Source organism: Pseudomonas benzenivorans, assembly GCF_024397895.1.
GTDB classification, from domain to species: domain Bacteria; phylum Pseudomonadota; class Gammaproteobacteria; order Pseudomonadales; family Pseudomonadaceae; genus Aquipseudomonas; species Aquipseudomonas benzenivorans_A.
Genome location: NZ_CP073346.1, coordinates 163590 through 178935 on the forward strand (window position 1 = coordinate 163590; position 15346 = coordinate 178935).

A 15346-nucleotide genomic window follows, 5' to 3' on the forward strand; every position below is an offset into this window, starting at 1 on the left:
CCCTGGCTATCGAGTTTGGCCGGACAATTACCGTTAGCAGGTCGATTCCTCGCGTGGCGTGTGCACAACACGGCCGATCCGATGCCGGCATGCCGCAGCAAAACTGACGCCGCTGCCCGCTCGGGCTGCCCCGGAACCCCGCGTGCACTTTACCCAGCCTTTACATCCACCTGACGGCCATTTACACCCTGCTGCGTTCTCATGAATGCCGGGGAAACCGTCCCCTGCACCACGGAGGCAACCATGCTAACTCGCATCGCGTTTCTGGCCCTGGCCGCAGCGGCTCTGCTGCTGAGCGGCTGCGCCTATCACAGCCACACCCACCACAGTCAGCCCCACCACCGCGTCGTGCATCATCAGCATCAAGGCCCGGGCCATCACGCACCGGCCCGACACCGGGCCAAACACCGCCGGGTCCACCGCCACGCTCACCATTGAGAAAGAGTGACCGGCCTTACGGGCGGGCGGGATGGATTGCGCACTGGCAGGAAAGCGGCGGGGCCGACGGGACCAGATAAAGAATGAAGGCGCCAGAAACGAAAAACCCCCTGAGCCATGAGGCATCAGGGGGTTCTCGATGATTTGGCGGAAGCGGTGAGATTCGAACTCACGGAAGAGTTTCCCCTTCGACGGTTTTCAAGACCGTTGCATTCAACCGCTCTGCCACGCTTCCGGCGTCGTGCGGGCGGCAATCTTACCCGAACGCAACACACTGTCAAACTCTCCGGGTTGGCACAGTGCAATGCTCTGTTATGATCAGACCCAACGCTTATCACGGAACCACCCGGACCAATAAGGAGTGTCGCCATGCGCGAACAAGATTACGCACTCAGCCACTCGCAGGTTGAGCAACAAGAAGTCAGCCGAGTGCTACGCAACACCTACGGGTTGCTGGCCATCACCCTGGCCTTCAGCGGTTTGGTCGCTTTCCTGGCGCAGCGCGCCAACGTGCCCTACCCGAATATTTTCGTGGTCCTGATCGGGTTCTATGGCCTGTTCTTCCTTACCGCGAAGCTGCGCAACTCGCCCTGGGGCCTGGTGTCCACCCTCGCCCTGACTGGCTTCATGGGCTACACCCTGGGTCCGATCCTCAACCGCTACCTGGGTATGGCCAATGGCGCGGAAGTGGTCAGCTCGGCGTTTTCCATGACCGCCCTGGTGTTCTGTGGCCTGTCCGCCTACGTACTGACCACGCGCAAGGACATGAGCTTCCTCAGCGGCTTCATCACCGCCGGCTTCTTCGTCCTGCTCGGCGCCGTTGTGGCCAGCTTCTTCTTCCAGATCAGCGGCCTGCAACTGGCAATCAGCGCCGGTTTCGTGCTGTTCTCCTCGGCCTGCATTCTGTTCCAGACCAGCGCGATCATCCACGGTGGCGAGCGCAACTACATCATGGCGACCATCAGCCTGTATGTATCGATCTACAACCTGTTCGTCAGCCTGCTGCAACTGTTCGGCCTGATGGGCGACGACTGATTCATCGTTGTTAGTGGAAAGCCCGCTTCGGCGGGCTTTTTTCATGCCTGCGGCGAGCATCTTTTGCGCGCAGGCTTTATCATTCCGGCAGATTTCCGCTCGGCCCTCCTATGAAATTCGCCATCGCCCTGTTTGCCGCCCCCCACGCGCCCTCCTCGCGCCGCGCCTTGCGTTTCGCCCAGGCCGCCTTGGACGGCGGCCACGAGATCGTTCGCCTGTTCTTCTACCAGGACGGTGTGCACAGCGCCTCCAGCAACGTGGTCAGCGCCCAGGACGAACTGGACCTGCCCGCCGAATGGCGCGCGTTCGTCCAGGACCAGCAGCTGGACGCGGTGGTGTGCATCGCCGCGGCCCTGCGCCGCGGCGTGCTGAACGAGGAAGAAACCCAGCGCTACAACCGCAGTGCCGCCAACCTGGAAGCCCCCTGGGAGCTGTCCGGTCTGGGCCAGTTGCATGAGGCGGCGCAGACGGCCGACCGCCTGGTCTGCTTCGGAGGGCCATGACATGAGCAAGTCCCTGCTGATCATCAGCCGCCAGGCCCCCTGGGCCGGCCCCGGCGCACGCGAGGCCCTGGACATCGCCCTGGCGGGCGGCGCCTACGACCTGCCGATCGCCCTGCTGTTCCTCGACGATGGCGTGTTCCAATTGGCGCCGGGACAGCGGGCCAAGGCCCTGCAGCAGAAAGACCTGGGCGCCAACCTGCAGGCCCTGCCGATGTTCGGCATCGAGTCGCTGTATGCCTCCTCCAGCAGCCTGCAGGAACGCGGCCTGGCCGCTCAGCAGCTGGCGCTGGCCGCGGAAAAACTGGATGACACCGCCCTGACGGCGCTGATCGACCGCTACGACCAGGTGATTACCCTCTGATGGCCACCCTGCACGTTCTTTCCCATTCGCCGTTTGCCGATAGCCGCCTGCAAAGCTGCCTGCGCCTGCTGGGGCGGGCCGATGGCCTGCTCCTGAGCGGCGATGCGGTCTACGCCCTGCAGCCGGGCAGCGCCCCCAGCGATGCCCTGGCGTCGCTACCGGAGAGCGTCGGTCTGTTTGCGCTGAGCGAAGACCTCGAGGCCCGCGCCATCACCCCACCCGCGCGGGTGCAGGGGGTGGATTACCCGGGCTTCGTCGAGCTGAGCTGCCGCTTCGACAAGGTCAACAGCTGGCTATGACACAGTTGCTGATCGAGGGTCGCACCATCGCCCTGGACAAGGATGGCTACCTGCTCCACCTGCAGGACTGGTCCGAAGCCGTGGCCGAGGCCCTGGCGCGGGAGGAGAATCTGCACCTGAACGCCGAGCACTGGGAAATCCTGCGCCTGTTGCGCGCCTTCTACGCCGAATTCCAGCTGTCGCCGGCCAATCGGCCGCTGATCAAGTACGTGGCGCTCAAGCTGGGGCCGGATAAAGGCAGCAGCCTGCACCTCAACCTGTTATTCAAAGGCGCCCCCGCCAAACTCGCTGCCAAGCTGGCGGGCCTGCCCAAACCGACGAACTGCCTATGAACCTCGTAGCCCCACCCGAACACCCCTTCGCCCAGTTCGTGCGCATCCTCGGCAAAGGCAAGCGCGGCGCACGCAACCTGACCCGCGCCGAGGCCCGCGAGGCGATGGGCCTGCTGTTGGACGGCAAGGTCGAGGACACCCAGCTCGGCGCCTTCCTGATGCTGCTGCGGCACAAGGAGGAAAGCGCCGAGGAAATGGCCGGTTTCGCCGAGGCGATCCGCGAACGCCTGCAGGTCCCATCGATCCCCGTCGACCTGGACTGGCCGAGCTATGCCGGCAAGAAGCGCCACCTGCCCTGGTTCCTGCTGGCGATCAAGGCCCTGGCCCAGAGCGGCGTGCGCATCCTGCTGCACGGCGGCGGCGCCCATACGGCCGGACGCCTGTACAGCGAGCAGTTTCTGGAACTCCTCGACATTCCCCTGTGCAGCGACTGGGCGCAGGTGGAGCAAGCCTTGGCAAAAAAGGGCCTGGCTTTCATGCCCCTGGGTGCCTGGATGCCCGCACTGCAGCGGATGATCGATTTGCGCAACACCCTGGGCCTGCGTTCGCCGATCCACTCCCTGGCGCGAATTCTCAACCCGCTGAATGCCCGCTGCGGCCTGCAGAGCATCTTCCACCCCGGCTATCAGGCGGTGCACCGTGAAGCCAGCCAGCTGCTCGGCGATAGTGCCGTGGTGATCAAGGGCGAAGGCGGCGAGATCGAGGTCAATCCCGATGCCACCAGCCACCTCTACGGCACGGCGGATGGGCTCGATTGGGACGAAGACTGGCCGCCGCTGTCGGCGCAACGCCACGTCAAACCCGAACGTCTGGAGCCTGCGCAGCTGCAGGCCTTCTGGCGCGGCGAAGCCGACGACGCCTACGGCCGGCTGGCCGTGTTGAGCAGCATGGCCCTGGCCCTGCGAGCGCTGGGTATGCCCCGCGATGAAGCCTTTGCAGAGGCGCAACGCCGCTGGGATGGGCGCGACACATCTAAATAGTTGATTATTGGTGCCGGCTATTTGCGTTTTTCTATCGCCCCGACATCCCTAGACTGAACCGACACGCACAGCAGTGAAGGAGTAGGAAATGGGATTGTTGATCGAAGGACGCTGGCGAGACCAGTGGTACGACACGGGCGAAGACGGCCAGTTCAAGCGCGAAAGCGCCCAAAGGCGCCATTGGATCACCACCGATGGCACACCCGGCCCGAGTGGCGAAGGCGGCTTCGCCGCCGAAGCCGGTCGCTACCACCTGTATGTATCGCTGGCCTGCCCCTGGGCCCACCGCACCCTGATCCTGCGCAAGCTCAAGGGCCTGGAGCCCCTGATCGGCCTGTCGGTGGTCAGCTGGCTGATGGGGGAGGATGGCTGGACCTTCGATCAAGCCCTCGGCTCGACCGGCGACCCCCTGGACGACCACCGCTTCCTGCATCAGCGCTACACCGCCGATGAGCCGCACTACAGCGGCCGGGTGACCGTGCCGCTGCTGTGGGACAAGCAGCGCCAGCGCATCGTCAGCAACGAGTCGGCGGAGATCATCCGCATGCTCAATTCGGCGTTCGACGAGCTCACCGGCGATCGCCAGGACTTCTACCCGCAGGCGCTGCGCGGCGAGATCGACGCCCTCAACGAACGCATCTATCCGGCGATCAACAATGGCGTGTACCGCGCCGGCTTCGCCACCACCCAGCAGGCCTACGACAAGGCGTTTGCCGAGCTGTTCGGCGAGCTGGATCGACTGGAGGCCCTGCTAGACGAGCGACGCTACCTGGCCGGCGAATACCTCACCGAGGCCGACTGGCGCCTGTTCACCACGCTAATCCGCTTCGACGCGGTGTACCACGGCCACTTCAAGTGCAACCTGCGGCGCATCGAGGACTATCCCAACCTGTCCCACTGGCTGCGCGAACTGTATCAGTGGCCGGGCGTTGCGCAGACCGTGGACTTCAAAGACATCAAAAGCCATTACTACGCCAGCCACACCACCATCAACCCGTCCGGCATCGTGCCAGAAGGGCCCTTGCTGGACCTGGCGCGCAGCCATGACCGTGCACGCCTGCCAGGCCGTGGAATATGGCAGCGGCCCTGACCCGGTATCAGATCAGCCCGGCTCAGACCAGCGCCTGAGCCCCTTCGAACCAGGCCAGCTTGTCGCGCAGCTGCACCACCTCGCCGACTATCACCAGGGTCGGCGCGTGCACCTCGTGGTGGGCGACCATATCCGCCAGGTTGGCCAGGGTGCCGGTAAACACCCGCTGATTGCTCGTGGTGCCCTGCTCGATCAGCGCCGCCGGAGTGCTCGCCGCCCGGCCATGGGCAATCAGCTGCTCGCAGATCAGCGGCAGCCCGACCAGGCCCATGTAGAACACCAGGGTCTGGCGCGGCGCCGCCAGCTCGCCCCACGGCAGGTCGCAGCTGCCATCCTTGAGGTGACCGGTGACGAAGCGCACCGACTGCGCATGCTCGCGGTGAGTCAGCGGAATGCCGGCATAGGCCGCACAACCGCTGGCTGCGGTGATGCCAGGCACGACCTGGAAGGGGATGCCCTCGGCCGCCAGCTGCTCGATTTCCTCGCCGCCACGGCCGAAGATGAAGGGATCGCCGCCTTTCAGGCGCAGCACCCGCTTGCCCTCCTTGGCCAGGCTCACCAGGCGCTGATTGATCTGCTCCTGGGGCACGGCGTGGGCGGCGCGCTGCTTGCCGACGTAGATCCGCTCGGCATCGCGCCGGCACAGCTCGATGATCGCCGGCGCCACCAGCCGGTCATACAGCACCACGTCGGCCTGCTGCATCAGACGCAAGGCACGGAAGGTCAGCAGATCGGGATCGCCCGGACCGGCGCCGACCAGGTACACCTCACCCAAGGCTTGAGGCGCCGCGCCGGCGATCTTCGCTTCGAGCAGTTGCTCGCCTTCGTGCAGTTTGCCGGCGAACACGCTCTCGGCGACCTGGCCCTGGAATACGTCCTCCCAGAACACCCGGCGCTGCTGCACATCCGGGAACAACCCCTTGACCTGAGCGCGGAAACGCTTGGCCAGGCCGGCTAACTGGCCGTAAGTGGCGGGAATCCAGGTTTCGAGCTTGGCGCGCATCAGGCGTGCCAGGACCGGCGCATCGCCGCCGCTGCTGACCGCTACGATCAGCGGCGAACGGTCGACAATTGCCGGAAAGATCACGCTGCACAGCTTGGGCGCATCGACCACATTGACCGGAATGCCGCGGGCCTGGGCCTGCTCGGATATCTGGGCGTTGAGCGGCTCATCGTCGGTCGCCGCGATGACCAGCGCCACACCGTGCAGATCGTCCGCCTGATAGCCGCGCTCAAGCAACTGGTGCGCGCCCTTGCCGGCCAGCTCGCGCAGCTCGTCTCGTACCTGCGGGGCCACCACGCGCAGGATCGCGCCGGCGTCCGCCAGCAGGCGCCCCTTGCGCAGGGCGACCTCGCCGCCGCCCACCAGCAGCACCTGGCGATCCTGCAGCTTGTGGAACAGGGGTAGGAAATCCATCGCAGCCTCAACGTGCAAGAAAGGTAGGGTGGAAAACCGCGAAGCGTTTTCCACCGGAGAAGCCTTGGTGGAAAAGACCAGGGGCCTTCCCACCGTTAAAGATCAGCCGATGACTTCGATGCCGCCCATATAGGGCTTCAGCACCGTCGGCACGCGGATGCTGCCGTCGGCCTGCTGGTAATTCTCCAGCACCGCCACCAGGGTGCGGCCCACGGCCAGGCCGGAGCCGTTGAGGGTGTGCAGCAGCTCGGGCTTGCCGGTTTCCGGGTTGCGGAAACGCGCCTGCATGCGTCGCGCCTGGAAGTCGCCGCAGTTGGAGCAGGAGGAGATTTCCCGGTACTTGTCCTGGCTCGGCACCCAGACTTCCAGGTCGTAGGTCTTGGTCGCGCCGAAGCCCATGTCGCCGGTGCACAGGGCCAGTACCCGGTACGGCAGCTCGAGCAGCTGCAGAACCTTCTCGGCGTTGCCGGTGAGTTCCTCCAGGGCCTGATAGGACGTGCTCGGCTCGACGATCTGCACCATTTCCACCTTGTCGAACTGGTGCTGGCGGATCATGCCGCGAGTGTCGCGCCCCGACGCACCGGCCTCGCTGCGGAAGCACGGGGTGTGGGCGACGAACTTCAGCGGCAGCTGCTTGGCATCGAGAATCTCGCCGGCGACTATGTTGGTCAGCGACACCTCGGCGGTGGGAATCAGGTACAGGTCGGCCTCGTTCTCGCGACCGATCTTGAACAGGTCTTCCTCGAACTTCGGCAGCTGACCGGTGCCCTGCAGCGCCGGCGCCTGCACCAGATAAGGGGTATAGGCCTCTTCATAGCCGTGTTCGGCGGTATGCAGGTTGATCATGAACTGCGCCAGGGCGCGGTGCAGCCGCGCGATCGGCCCGCGCAGCAGGGCGAATCGCGCGCCGGACAGCTTGGCGGCGGTCTCGAAGTCGAGCCAGCCGTGCTGCTCGCCCAGGCTGACGTGATCCTTGATCTCGAAATCGAAGGTCTTCGGCGTGCCCCAGCGGCGCACCTCGACGTTGTGGTCTTCATCCTCGCCGACCGGCACCGATTCGTGGGGCAGGTTGGGGATGTTCAGCAGCAGGCTGTCCAGCTCGCCCTGGATGGCGTCGAGCTCCTGCTTGCCGGCGTCCAGCTCGTTGCCCATGCGATCGACGTCGGCCAGCAGGGGCGCGATATCCTCGCCACGCTGCTTGGCCTGGCCGATGGCCTTGGAGCGGCTGTTGCGTTCGGCCTGCAGTTGTTCGGTGCGGGTCTGTACGGTCTTGCGCTGGGCTTCCAGCGCCTCGAAACGCGCTACATCCAGCTCAAAGCCACGGGTGGCAAGGCGCTGGGCAATTTCGTGCAGTTGGGTGCGCACCAGTTTGGAGTCGAGCATGTCAGGTTCTCGTCGTTCAGAGTTTGGTGAAAGATAGGCCGGCCCAGGTCGCGAGCAGGCCACCGGACACGCTGAGCACCACGTAGCCGATGGCCAGTGGCGCCTGGCCGCTGTCGAGCAGGCGCAGGGTGTCGAGGGAAAAGGAAGAAAAGGTGGTCAGGCCGCCGAGGAAGCCGACGATCAGGCCGGCGCGCACCTCCACCGGTACCTCCGGGCGCAGCAGGAACAGCCCGTAGAGGTAGCCGATCAGCAGGCAGCCCAGCAGGTTCACCACCAGGGTGGCAATGTTGAAGTGCTGTGGCCAGTGGCTGTTGATCCAGTTCGCGGTGGCGAAACGCAGCAGGCAGCCCGCCGCGCCGCCGGCCGCCACGGCCAGGGTCGCGCCAATCATGGCTTTCTCCGCTGGCGCGCGCTGGACCGATCCTGCTCGGCCAGGTGCCTGAGCTTGTCGCCGATCTTCAACTCCAGGCCGCGCGGCACCGGTTGATAGTAGCGGCGCGGTGGCAATTGCTCGGGAAAGTAGTCCTCCCCGGCGGCATAGGCATCGGGCTCGTCATGGGCGTAGCGATACTCGTCGCCGTATCCCAGCTCCTTCATCAGCTTGGTCGGCGCATTGCGCAGGTGCAGCGGCACCTCCAGCGAGCCGTGCTCGGCGGCGTCGCGCAGCGCTGTCTTGAAGGCGCTGTACACCGCGTTGCTCTTGGGCGCGCAGGCCAGGTAGACGATGGCCTGGGCCACCGCCAGTTCGCCCTCCGGGCTGCCCAGGCGTTCCTGCACGTCCCAGGCATTGAGGCACAGCGTCAGCGCGCGCGGGTCGGCGTTGCCGATGTCCTCGCTGGCCATGCGCACGACGCGACGGGCGATATACAGCGGGTCGCAGCCGCCATCGAGCATGCGCGCGAACCAGTACAGCGCGCCGTCCGGGCTGGAGCCACGCACCGACTTGTGCAGCGCGGAAATCTGGTCGTAGAAGGCCTCGCCGCCCTTGTCGAAGCGCCGGCGGCTGTCGCCCAGCAGGTCCTGGAGCAGCTCGACGCTGATCTCGCCGCCGTCGTCGGCCAGGTCCGCGGCGTTCTCGAGGAAATTGAGCAGGCGACGGCCGTCGCCGTCAGCGGCCGCCAGGAGAATCTGGAAGCTGGCGTCCGGCAGGCTCAGGCGCCGTTCGCCCAGGCCCTTGGCGTCGGTCAGGGCGCGCGTGACCAGCTTGCGCAGCGCCGTTTCGTCGAGGCTCTTGAGCACGTAAACGCGCGCCCGGGAAAGCAAGGCGTTGTTCAGCTCGAACGACGGGTTCTCGGTGGTCGCGCCGATGAAGATCAGCGTGCCGTCCTCCACATAGGGCAGGAAGGCGTCCTGTTGCGACTTGTTGAAGCGGTGCACTTCGTCGACGAACAGGATGGTCCGCCGGCCGTACTGCGCGGCGTGCTGCTGGGCGACCTCGACGGCCTGACGAATCTCCTTGACCCCGGAGAGCACCGCGGAAATCGTCTCGAAATGAGCATCGGTGACCTGAGCCAGAAGGCGCGCCAGGGTGGTCTTGCCGACCCCCGGCGGGCCCCAGAAGATCATCGAGTGCAGCGCGCCCTGCTCCAGCGCCTCGCGCAGCGGCTTGCCGCGCGCGAGCAGGTGTTCCTGACCGACGTACTCGTCCAGGCTGGCGGCGCGCAAGCGGGCGGCCAGGGGTTGGGCGACGGGAGCCTTGCTGAACAGATCCATGGAGCCGGGTCGTGGCCTCTTACTCTTGAATGACGTCCGCGCCCTCGGGAATGTCGAATGTGAACTGCCCATCCGCCAGGCTTTCGTTCATCTTCACATTGAGGAACAGGATATTGGTGCGCTGACCGATGCTGTCGATCAGCTGCATGTCGTTGAGCACGCCGCTGCGAAACGACAGGCGCAGGCTGTCGAACAGGGTGTCCTTGGATTTGGGCTTGAGGATGAAGTCCACCACACTGCCGCCCTCCTTGTGGCTGATCTCGAAGTTGTCCTGGATCTTCGACACGTCGCCGGACAGCAACAGCGCCGGGGTGTGGGTCAGACGCTGGTCGAGGGTCTGGATGGTGACCTGCTCCAGGTCCGGGTCATACAGCCAGACCTTCTTGCCGTTGGAGACCAGCAGCTGCTCCATCGGCTCGTCGGTATGCCAGCGGAACAGCCCGGGACGCTTGAGCGCGAGCTCGCCGGCGGTTTCCTGCAGCTGGGTGCCGCTGTCATCCAGGGTCAGCTGGGAGAAGCGCGCGGTAATGGTCTGGGCCTGGTTGAGCAACTGGGTCAGGCGCTGCACCGAGGCTTGCTCATCGGCCAGGGCGGTACTGCTGGCGATGCTCAGTACTGCCAGCAGCATCATGCGAATCATGCGCATGGAATTCCTCATTAAGTCGGTTTCCCGTATCAGTCGCGAATGGGCCCGGGCGCTATCACTTCGCGCGAGCCGTTGGTGTTCATCGAGGTCACCACGCCGGCCATCTCCATGGCCTCGATCATCCGTGCCGCGCGGTTGTAGCCGATCTTCAGCTTGCGCTGCACGGCGGAGATCGAGGCACGCCGGCTCTCGGTGACGAAGCGCACCGCTTCGTCGTACAGCGGGTCTTCCTCGCTGCCTTCGCCGCCCCCCTCGCCGCCCCCCTCGAAGCCGCTGCCGGCCTCTTCCACGCCGGCCAGTATGTCTTCGATATAGTCCGGCGAGCCGCGCTGTTTCCAGGCCTCGACCACCCGATGCACCTCCTCGTCGGAGACGAAGGCGCCGTGCACACGGATCGGCAGGCCGGTACCGGGCGGCAGGTAGAGCATGTCACCATGGCCCAGCAACTGCTCGGCGCCGCCCTGATCGAGGATGGTCCGCGAGTCGATCTTGCTGGAGACCTGGAAGGCCATGCGCGTCGGAATGTTGGCCTTGATCAGGCCGGTGATCACGTCCACCGACGGCCGCTGGGTGGCCAGGATCAAGTGGATGCCGGCGGCCCGCGCCTTCTGGGCGATACGGGCGATCAGCTCCTCGACCTTCTTGCCGACGATCATCATCATGTCGGCGAACTCGTCGACCACCACCACGATGGTCGGCAAGGTCTGCAGCAGCGGCGCCTCGTCTTCCATGCTCTGGCGCTTGTAGAGCGGATCGGGCAGCGGCGTGCCGGCGTCGATGGCGTCCTTGACCTTGCGATTGAAGCCCGCCAGGTTGCGCACGCCCATGGCCGCCATCAGTCGGTAACGCCGCTCCATCTCGGCCACGCTCCAGCGCAGGGCGTTGGCCGCCTCCTTCATGTCCGTGACGACCGGGCACAGCAGGTGCGGGATGCCTTCGTAGATCGACAGCTCGAGCATCTTCGGGTCGATCATGATCAGCCGCGCGTCTTCCGGCTTGGACTTGAACAGGATAGACAGGATCATGGCGTTGACCCCGACCGACTTGCCCGAGCCGGTGGTACCGGCCACCAGCAGGTGCGGCATCTTCGCCAGGTCGGTGATCACCGGCTTGCCACCGATGTCGTGGCCCAGGGCCAAGGTCACCGGCGACTTGGCGTCATCGTACTCGCTGGACGACAGCACCTCGGAGAAACGCACGATCTGCCGATCTTCGTTGGGAATCTCGATACCGACGGTGGTCTTGCCGGGAATGACCTCCACCACCCGCACGCTGATCACCGCCAGCGAGCGCGCCAGGTCCTTGGCCAGGTTGGAAATGCGGCTGACCTTGACCCCCGCGGCCGGCTGAATCTCGAAACGGGTGATCACTGGGCCCGGGTGCACCGACTCGACGATGACCTCGACCCCGAATTCCTTCAGTTTGATCTCCAGCAGCCGCGACATGGCCTCCAGCGACTCCGGCGAGAACTGCTTCTGCTTCTTCTCCGCCACATCGAGGATGGAGATCGGCGGCAGCGATCCCTCCACCGCGGTATCGACGAACAGCGGCGCCTGCTTTTCCTTCAGCACCCGCTTGCTCGGCTCAGCGGGCTTGGGCGCGGCGGGCGGCGTGATGATCGGTGCCGGTCGCTTATCGCGCTCGCTCATGTGCTTGCTGAGCGCTTCCTCGCGCTCGATCAGGCGTTCCTTGACCTTGGCCTGCTCGCGGCGGTCACGGACCACCGGCGCGGCGACTTCACTGACCCGCTCGTCGGCCTCGCGCAGTTGCGCGGCCAGTTGCTTGCGCTCCTGGCGGGCGCTCCACCAACGATTGACCAGCCCCTGGATCAGCTCGGCCAGATCCAGGGTGATCTTGCCGGTCAGGTCCATGACCTTGAACCAGGACAGGTCGGTAAACACTGTCAGGCCGAACAGGAACAGGGCAATGAACAGCAGCGTGCTGCCCTGCACGTTCAGGGCATTGATTGCCAGCTGGCCCAGGCTCTCGCCCAGGGCGCCGCCCGCCGAAGCCGGCATGCTGGCGCCGGCCTGGAAGTGGATGTAGGCCAGCGCGGCCCCGGACAGCACCAGGAACACCAGGCCGATCAGGCGCCAGGAGAACAGCCAGCCGCTCCACTGCCAGGGCTGGTGGCGGGCGCGGAAAACCTGCAGGGTCTTGACCCCCAGCAGCAGCGGGAACAGATAGGCGAAGTAGCCAAGAGCCATGAACAGGATGTCGGCGAACCAGGCGCCGGCGCGCCCGGCGGCATTCTGCACCTGCTCGACGTTGCTGGTGTGCGTCCAGCCCGGATCGGCGGCGTCATAGGTCAACAGCGCCATCCACAGGTACAGGCACAGCGCGCCCAGGGCAATCAGGGCACCTTCCTTGAGCCGGTACGGCAACTGCTGGCGCCAGACTGGCGCCTGGGCGGTAGAACTAGAATTCTTCAAACGCATCTATTCCTGCGTCGGCATCTGGCCGAGTCATAGGTTAACGGCGAAAAGTGGCCTATTGTACGGGTTTGCTGGGGGGATGCCACGCCACCAAACCCGTACCACAAGGCCTCGTCCGGGCCTCCGGGCCAGCGGCTCCCGTTCGCCCCCCGCTTCGGTGTAGCATAGCCCGCAACAACTTCCGTGCGGCTCAATTGGAGCATGCATTCTCTTTTGTGACAAAGGCTTATGAGGTGTTTTTATGAGCGAAGTCAAGCATTCGCGCTTGATCATTCTGGGCTCTGGACCGGCCGGATACAGCGCTGCGGTGTACGCCGCGCGCGCCAATCTCAAGCCCGTGATCATTACCGGCATCCAGCCCGGCGGCCAGCTCACCACGACCACCGAAGTGGACAACTGGCCCGGTGACGTCGAAGGCCTGACCGGCCCCGACCTGATGGTGCGCATGCAGAAACACGCCGAGCGCTTCGATACCGAGATTGTCTACGACCACATCCACACCGCGGAGTTGCAACAGCGCCCCTTCACCCTCAAGGGCGACAGCGGCACCTACACCTGCGACGCGCTGATCATTGCCACCGGGGCCAGCGCCCAATACCTCGGCCTACCCTCGGAAGAGGCCTTCGCCGGCAAGGGCGTCTCGGCCTGCGCCACGTGCGACGGGTTTTTCTACCGCAACCAGGTGGTCGCGGTAATCGGTGGCGGCAATACCGCCGTTGAAGAAGCGCTGTACCTGTCCAATATCGCCAAGGAAGTCCACCTGGTTCATCGCCGCGACAAGCTGCGCGCGGAGAAGATCCTGCAGGACAAGCTGTTCGACAAGGCCGAGAACGGCAACGTGGTGCTCCACTGGAACCACACCCTGGACGAAGTGCTGGGCGACGCCAGCGGCGTGACCGGCATTCGCCTGAAGGAAACCATCAGCGGGGCCAGCAAGGAGCTTGCGCTGTCCGGCGTGTTCATCGCCATCGGCCACAAGCCCAACACCGACCTGTTCCAGGGCCAGCTGGAGATGCGTGACGGCTACCTCTTGATCAGGGGCGGCAGCGAGGGCAACGCCACGGCAACGGCCATCGAAGGCGTGTTCGCCGCCGGCGACGTGGCCGACCATGTCTACCGTCAAGCCGTGACCTCGGCCGGCGCCGGCTGCATGGCGGCGCTGGATGCCGAGAAGTTCCTCGACGACATCTGATAGCCTAGCGGCGGGCGCAATGCGCCCGCCCTACCCTTCTGCGGTTCTGCTCGATGCTGACCTGGCTGCAACGCGACTCTCTGAGTTTCCCCCCACTCGAACGCGCCCTGCGCGAACCCAACGGACTGCTGGCCGCCGGCGGCGACCTGAGCGCCGAACGCCTGATCCAGGCGTACCGGCATGGCTGCTTTCCCTGGTTCCAGGATGGCCAACCCATTCTCTGGTGGTCCCCCGACCCGCGCACCGTGCTGGTGCCCTCGGAACTGCACATATCCCGCAGTCTGGCCAAGCTAATGCGCCAGGGCCGCTACCAGGTAACCTTCGACCGGGCTTTCGCTGACGTCATCCAGGCCTGCGCCGCGCCGCGAGCCTATGCCGACGGCACCTGGATCACCACGGACATGCAGCGCGCCTACCTCGAGCTGCATAGCCGCGGCATCGCCCACTCGGTCGAGGTCTGGCAGGACGAGCGCTTGATTGGCGGCCTCTACGGACTGGCGATGGGTCAGCTGTTCTTCGGCGAGTCCATGTTCAGCCGGGCCGATAACGCCTCCAAGGTCGGTTTTGCCACCCTGGTCGAGCACCTGCAACGCTGGGGCTTTGCCCTGATCGACTGCCAGATGCCCACCCAGCACCTGCAGAGCTTCGGTGCCCGCAGCATCTCCCGGACCGAATTCGCCAGCCACCTGCGGCGGCACCTGGACCAGCCGAGCGGCGCCGACTGGCTCGCCTAGGCGAGCACCACAGCCTGGCATACACTTACTCAAGGCTTACCCCGAGAGTTCACCATGACCGAGCTGGCCCGCTTGAAGTTCTACGCCACTCAACCCCATCCATGCAGCTATCTGCCCGAAGAACAGGCCACCACCCTGTTTCTCGATCCCAGCCAGCCAATGGATGCGCAGGTCTATGCCGAACTTTCTGAAATGGGTTTTCGTCGCAGCGGCGACCATCTCTACCGCCCTCACTGCCAGAACTGCAACGCCTGCATCGCGGCCCGCATCCCTGTCCACCAGTTCCACCCGAATCGGCAACAGCGGCGCATCTACAAGCGCAACCAGGACATTCAGGTGCACCCGGTGCGCCCGGTATTCAGCGAGGAGTATTACGCCCTCTACGTCCGTTATATCGAGCTGCGGCACGCCGATGGCGACATGTATCCGCCCAGTCGCGAACAGTTCTCGACCTTCCTGGTGCGCGACCTGCCATTCTCCCGCTTCTATGAGTTCCGCCTCGAGGGCCGACTGCTGGCAATCGCGGTTACCGACGTGCTGCCCAACGGCCTGTCGGCGGTCTACACCTTTTACGAGCCGAGCGAGGAGCGTCGCAGCCTGGGTCGCTTCGCCATTCTCTGGCAGGTCGCCGAGGCCGCGCGCCTGGGCCTTCATGCCGTTTACCTCGGCTACTGGATAAAGAACTGCCGCAAGATGAACTACAAGACGCAATACCGTCCGATCGAGCTGTTCGTCAATCAACGCTGGATAACGCTTACCTGAAGGCCTTGGCGGAAACCTCTGTTTTC

The 15346-nt window shown here is 65.0% G+C and carries 17 protein-coding genes and 1 tRNA gene; 11 read left to right on the forward strand and 7 right to left on the reverse strand.

Annotated features, from left to right (window positions below; translation table 11 throughout):
• The first annotated feature begins 243 nt into the window (after positions 1 to 243).
• Positions 244 to 438, forward strand: a complete 195-nt coding sequence (locus KDW96_RS00665) for a hypothetical protein (protein ID WP_255838467.1) — start codon at positions 244 to 246, stop codon at positions 436 to 438.
• Between the two features lie 145 nt (positions 439 to 583).
• On the opposite strand, the gene KDW96_RS00670 is transcribed toward KDW96_RS00665, so the two are convergent.
• Positions 584 to 673 (reverse strand) — tRNA-Ser (locus tag KDW96_RS00670).
• A 134-nt stretch (positions 674 to 807) separates the two neighbouring features.
• On the opposite strand from KDW96_RS00670, the gene KDW96_RS00675 reads away from it, so the two are divergent.
• From KDW96_RS00675 to KDW96_RS00705, 7 genes are all read left to right on the forward strand, one after another.
• Entirely contained in the window at positions 808 to 1473 is a 666-nt protein-coding gene (locus tag KDW96_RS00675; protein ID WP_255838468.1) for a Bax inhibitor-1/YccA family protein, read from the forward strand.
• 110 nt (positions 1474 to 1583) lie between these two features.
• On the forward strand, positions 1584 to 1976 hold the full coding sequence (gene tusD / locus KDW96_RS00680; RefSeq protein WP_255838469.1) for a sulfurtransferase complex subunit TusD: 393 nt from the start codon (positions 1584 to 1586) through the stop codon (positions 1974 to 1976).
• A 1-nt stretch (position 1977) separates the two neighbouring features.
• The gene (gene tusC, locus KDW96_RS00685; protein WP_255838470.1) at positions 1978 to 2337 is read left to right on the forward strand and encodes a sulfurtransferase complex subunit TusC; all 360 of its coding nucleotides are present in this window, start codon (positions 1978 to 1980) and stop codon (positions 2335 to 2337) included.
• Complete coding sequence (gene tusB, locus KDW96_RS00690; RefSeq protein ID WP_255838472.1) at positions 2337 to 2636, forward strand: sulfurtransferase complex subunit TusB; 300 nt, start codon at positions 2337 to 2339, stop codon at positions 2634 to 2636. Before tusC ends, tusB begins: the two co-directional genes overlap by 1 nt.
• Entirely contained in the window at positions 2633 to 2968 is a 336-nt protein-coding gene (locus KDW96_RS00695) for a TusE/DsrC/DsvC family sulfur relay protein (protein ID WP_255838473.1), read from the forward strand. The genes tusB and KDW96_RS00695 overlap by 4 nt, the downstream gene beginning before the upstream one ends.
• Positions 2965 to 3948 carry a glycosyl transferase family protein gene (locus KDW96_RS00700; protein WP_255838474.1) on the forward strand — a complete coding sequence of 328 codons (984 nt, stop codon included), beginning with the start codon at positions 2965 to 2967 and terminating at the stop codon, positions 3946 to 3948. The genes KDW96_RS00695 and KDW96_RS00700 overlap by 4 nt, the downstream gene beginning before the upstream one ends.
• An 88-nt stretch (positions 3949 to 4036) precedes the next feature.
• Positions 4037 to 5038 carry a glutathione S-transferase family protein gene (locus KDW96_RS00705; RefSeq protein WP_255838475.1) on the forward strand — a complete coding sequence of 334 codons (1002 nt, stop codon included), beginning with the start codon at positions 4037 to 4039 and terminating at the stop codon, positions 5036 to 5038.
• 22 nt (positions 5039 to 5060) lie between these two features.
• Here KDW96_RS00705 and cysG read toward each other — a convergent pair whose 3' ends face one another.
• From cysG to ftsK, 6 genes are all read right to left on the reverse strand, one after another.
• Positions 5061 to 6455, reverse strand: a complete 1395-nt coding sequence (cysG, locus tag KDW96_RS00710) for a siroheme synthase CysG (RefSeq protein ID WP_255838476.1) — start codon at positions 6453 to 6455, stop codon at positions 5061 to 5063.
• A gap of 102 nt (positions 6456 to 6557) precedes the next feature.
• Positions 6558 to 7838: a serine--tRNA ligase gene (serS, locus tag KDW96_RS00715; protein WP_255838477.1), complete on the reverse strand. Its 1281-nt coding sequence runs from the start codon at positions 7836 to 7838 to the stop codon at positions 6558 to 6560.
• Between the two features lie 16 nt (positions 7839 to 7854).
• Positions 7855 to 8229 carry a fluoride efflux transporter CrcB gene (gene crcB / locus KDW96_RS00720; RefSeq protein WP_255838478.1) on the reverse strand — a complete coding sequence of 125 codons (375 nt, stop codon included), beginning with the start codon at positions 8227 to 8229 and terminating at the stop codon, positions 7855 to 7857.
• Entirely contained in the window at positions 8226 to 9551 is a 1326-nt protein-coding gene (locus KDW96_RS00725) for a replication-associated recombination protein A (RefSeq protein WP_255838479.1), read from the reverse strand. Before KDW96_RS00725 ends, crcB begins: the two co-directional genes overlap by 4 nt.
• A gap of 19 nt (positions 9552 to 9570) precedes the next feature.
• Positions 9571 to 10197, reverse strand: a complete 627-nt coding sequence (gene lolA / locus KDW96_RS00730; RefSeq protein ID WP_255838480.1) for an outer membrane lipoprotein periplasmic chaperone LolA — start codon at positions 10195 to 10197, stop codon at positions 9571 to 9573.
• Positions 10198 to 10226: 29 nt separating this feature from the next.
• A complete protein-coding gene (ftsK, locus tag KDW96_RS00735) occupies positions 10227 to 12629 on the reverse strand; it encodes a DNA translocase FtsK (RefSeq protein WP_304665569.1) in 2403 nt (800 codons plus the stop codon).
• Between the two features lie 244 nt (positions 12630 to 12873).
• On the opposite strand from ftsK, the gene trxB reads away from it, so the two are divergent.
• Genes trxB through KDW96_RS00750 form a run of 3 tightly spaced genes read left to right on the forward strand, consistent with a single transcriptional unit; the run spans position 12874 to position 15320 of the window.
• Positions 12874 to 13824: a thioredoxin-disulfide reductase gene (gene trxB, locus KDW96_RS00740; RefSeq protein WP_255838481.1), complete on the forward strand. Its 951-nt coding sequence runs from the start codon at positions 12874 to 12876 to the stop codon at positions 13822 to 13824.
• A 53-nt stretch (positions 13825 to 13877) separates the two neighbouring features.
• Positions 13878 to 14558 carry a leucyl/phenylalanyl-tRNA--protein transferase gene (gene aat / locus KDW96_RS00745; RefSeq protein WP_255838482.1) on the forward strand — a complete coding sequence of 227 codons (681 nt, stop codon included), beginning with the start codon at positions 13878 to 13880 and terminating at the stop codon, positions 14556 to 14558.
• 54 nt (positions 14559 to 14612) lie between these two features.
• On the forward strand, positions 14613 to 15320 hold the full coding sequence (locus KDW96_RS00750; RefSeq protein ID WP_255838483.1) for an arginyltransferase: 708 nt from the start codon (positions 14613 to 14615) through the stop codon (positions 15318 to 15320).
• Positions 15321 to 15346 lie beyond the last annotated feature (26 nt).

Excerpts from the sequence above, each read along its gene's own strand:
- KDW96_RS00665 (WP_255838467.1), top strand. The coding sequence starts at position 244 with ATGCTAACTCGCATCGCGTTTCTGGCCCTGGCCGCAGCGGCTCTGCTG.
- KDW96_RS00675 (WP_255838468.1), top strand. The coding sequence starts at position 808 with ATGCGCGAACAAGATTACGCACTCAGCCACTCGCAGGTTGAGCAACAA.
- tusD (WP_255838469.1), top strand. The coding sequence starts at position 1,584 with ATGAAATTCGCCATCGCCCTGTTTGCCGCCCCCCACGCGCCCTCCTCG.
- tusC (WP_255838470.1), top strand. The coding sequence starts at position 1,978 with ATGAGCAAGTCCCTGCTGATCATCAGCCGCCAGGCCCCCTGGGCCGGC.
- tusB (WP_255838472.1), top strand. The coding sequence starts at position 2,337 with ATGGCCACCCTGCACGTTCTTTCCCATTCGCCGTTTGCCGATAGCCGC.
- KDW96_RS00695 (WP_255838473.1), top strand. The coding sequence starts at position 2,633 with ATGACACAGTTGCTGATCGAGGGTCGCACCATCGCCCTGGACAAGGAT.
- KDW96_RS00700 (WP_255838474.1), top strand. The coding sequence starts at position 2,965 with ATGAACCTCGTAGCCCCACCCGAACACCCCTTCGCCCAGTTCGTGCGC.
- KDW96_RS00705 (WP_255838475.1), top strand. The coding sequence starts at position 4,037 with ATGGGATTGTTGATCGAAGGACGCTGGCGAGACCAGTGGTACGACACG.
- cysG (WP_255838476.1), bottom strand. The coding sequence starts at position 6,455 with ATGGATTTCCTACCCCTGTTCCACAAGCTGCAGGATCGCCAGGTGCTG.
- serS (WP_255838477.1), bottom strand. The coding sequence starts at position 7,838 with ATGCTCGACTCCAAACTGGTGCGCACCCAACTGCACGAAATTGCCCAG.
- crcB (WP_255838478.1), bottom strand. The coding sequence starts at position 8,229 with ATGATTGGCGCGACCCTGGCCGTGGCGGCCGGCGGCGCGGCGGGCTGC.
- KDW96_RS00725 (WP_255838479.1), bottom strand. The coding sequence starts at position 9,551 with ATGGATCTGTTCAGCAAGGCTCCCGTCGCCCAACCCCTGGCCGCCCGC.
- lolA (WP_255838480.1), bottom strand. The coding sequence starts at position 10,197 with ATGCGCATGATTCGCATGATGCTGCTGGCAGTACTGAGCATCGCCAGC.
- trxB (WP_255838481.1), top strand. The coding sequence starts at position 12,874 with ATGAGCGAAGTCAAGCATTCGCGCTTGATCATTCTGGGCTCTGGACCG.
- aat (WP_255838482.1), top strand. The coding sequence starts at position 13,878 with ATGCTGACCTGGCTGCAACGCGACTCTCTGAGTTTCCCCCCACTCGAA.
- KDW96_RS00750 (WP_255838483.1), top strand. The coding sequence starts at position 14,613 with ATGACCGAGCTGGCCCGCTTGAAGTTCTACGCCACTCAACCCCATCCA.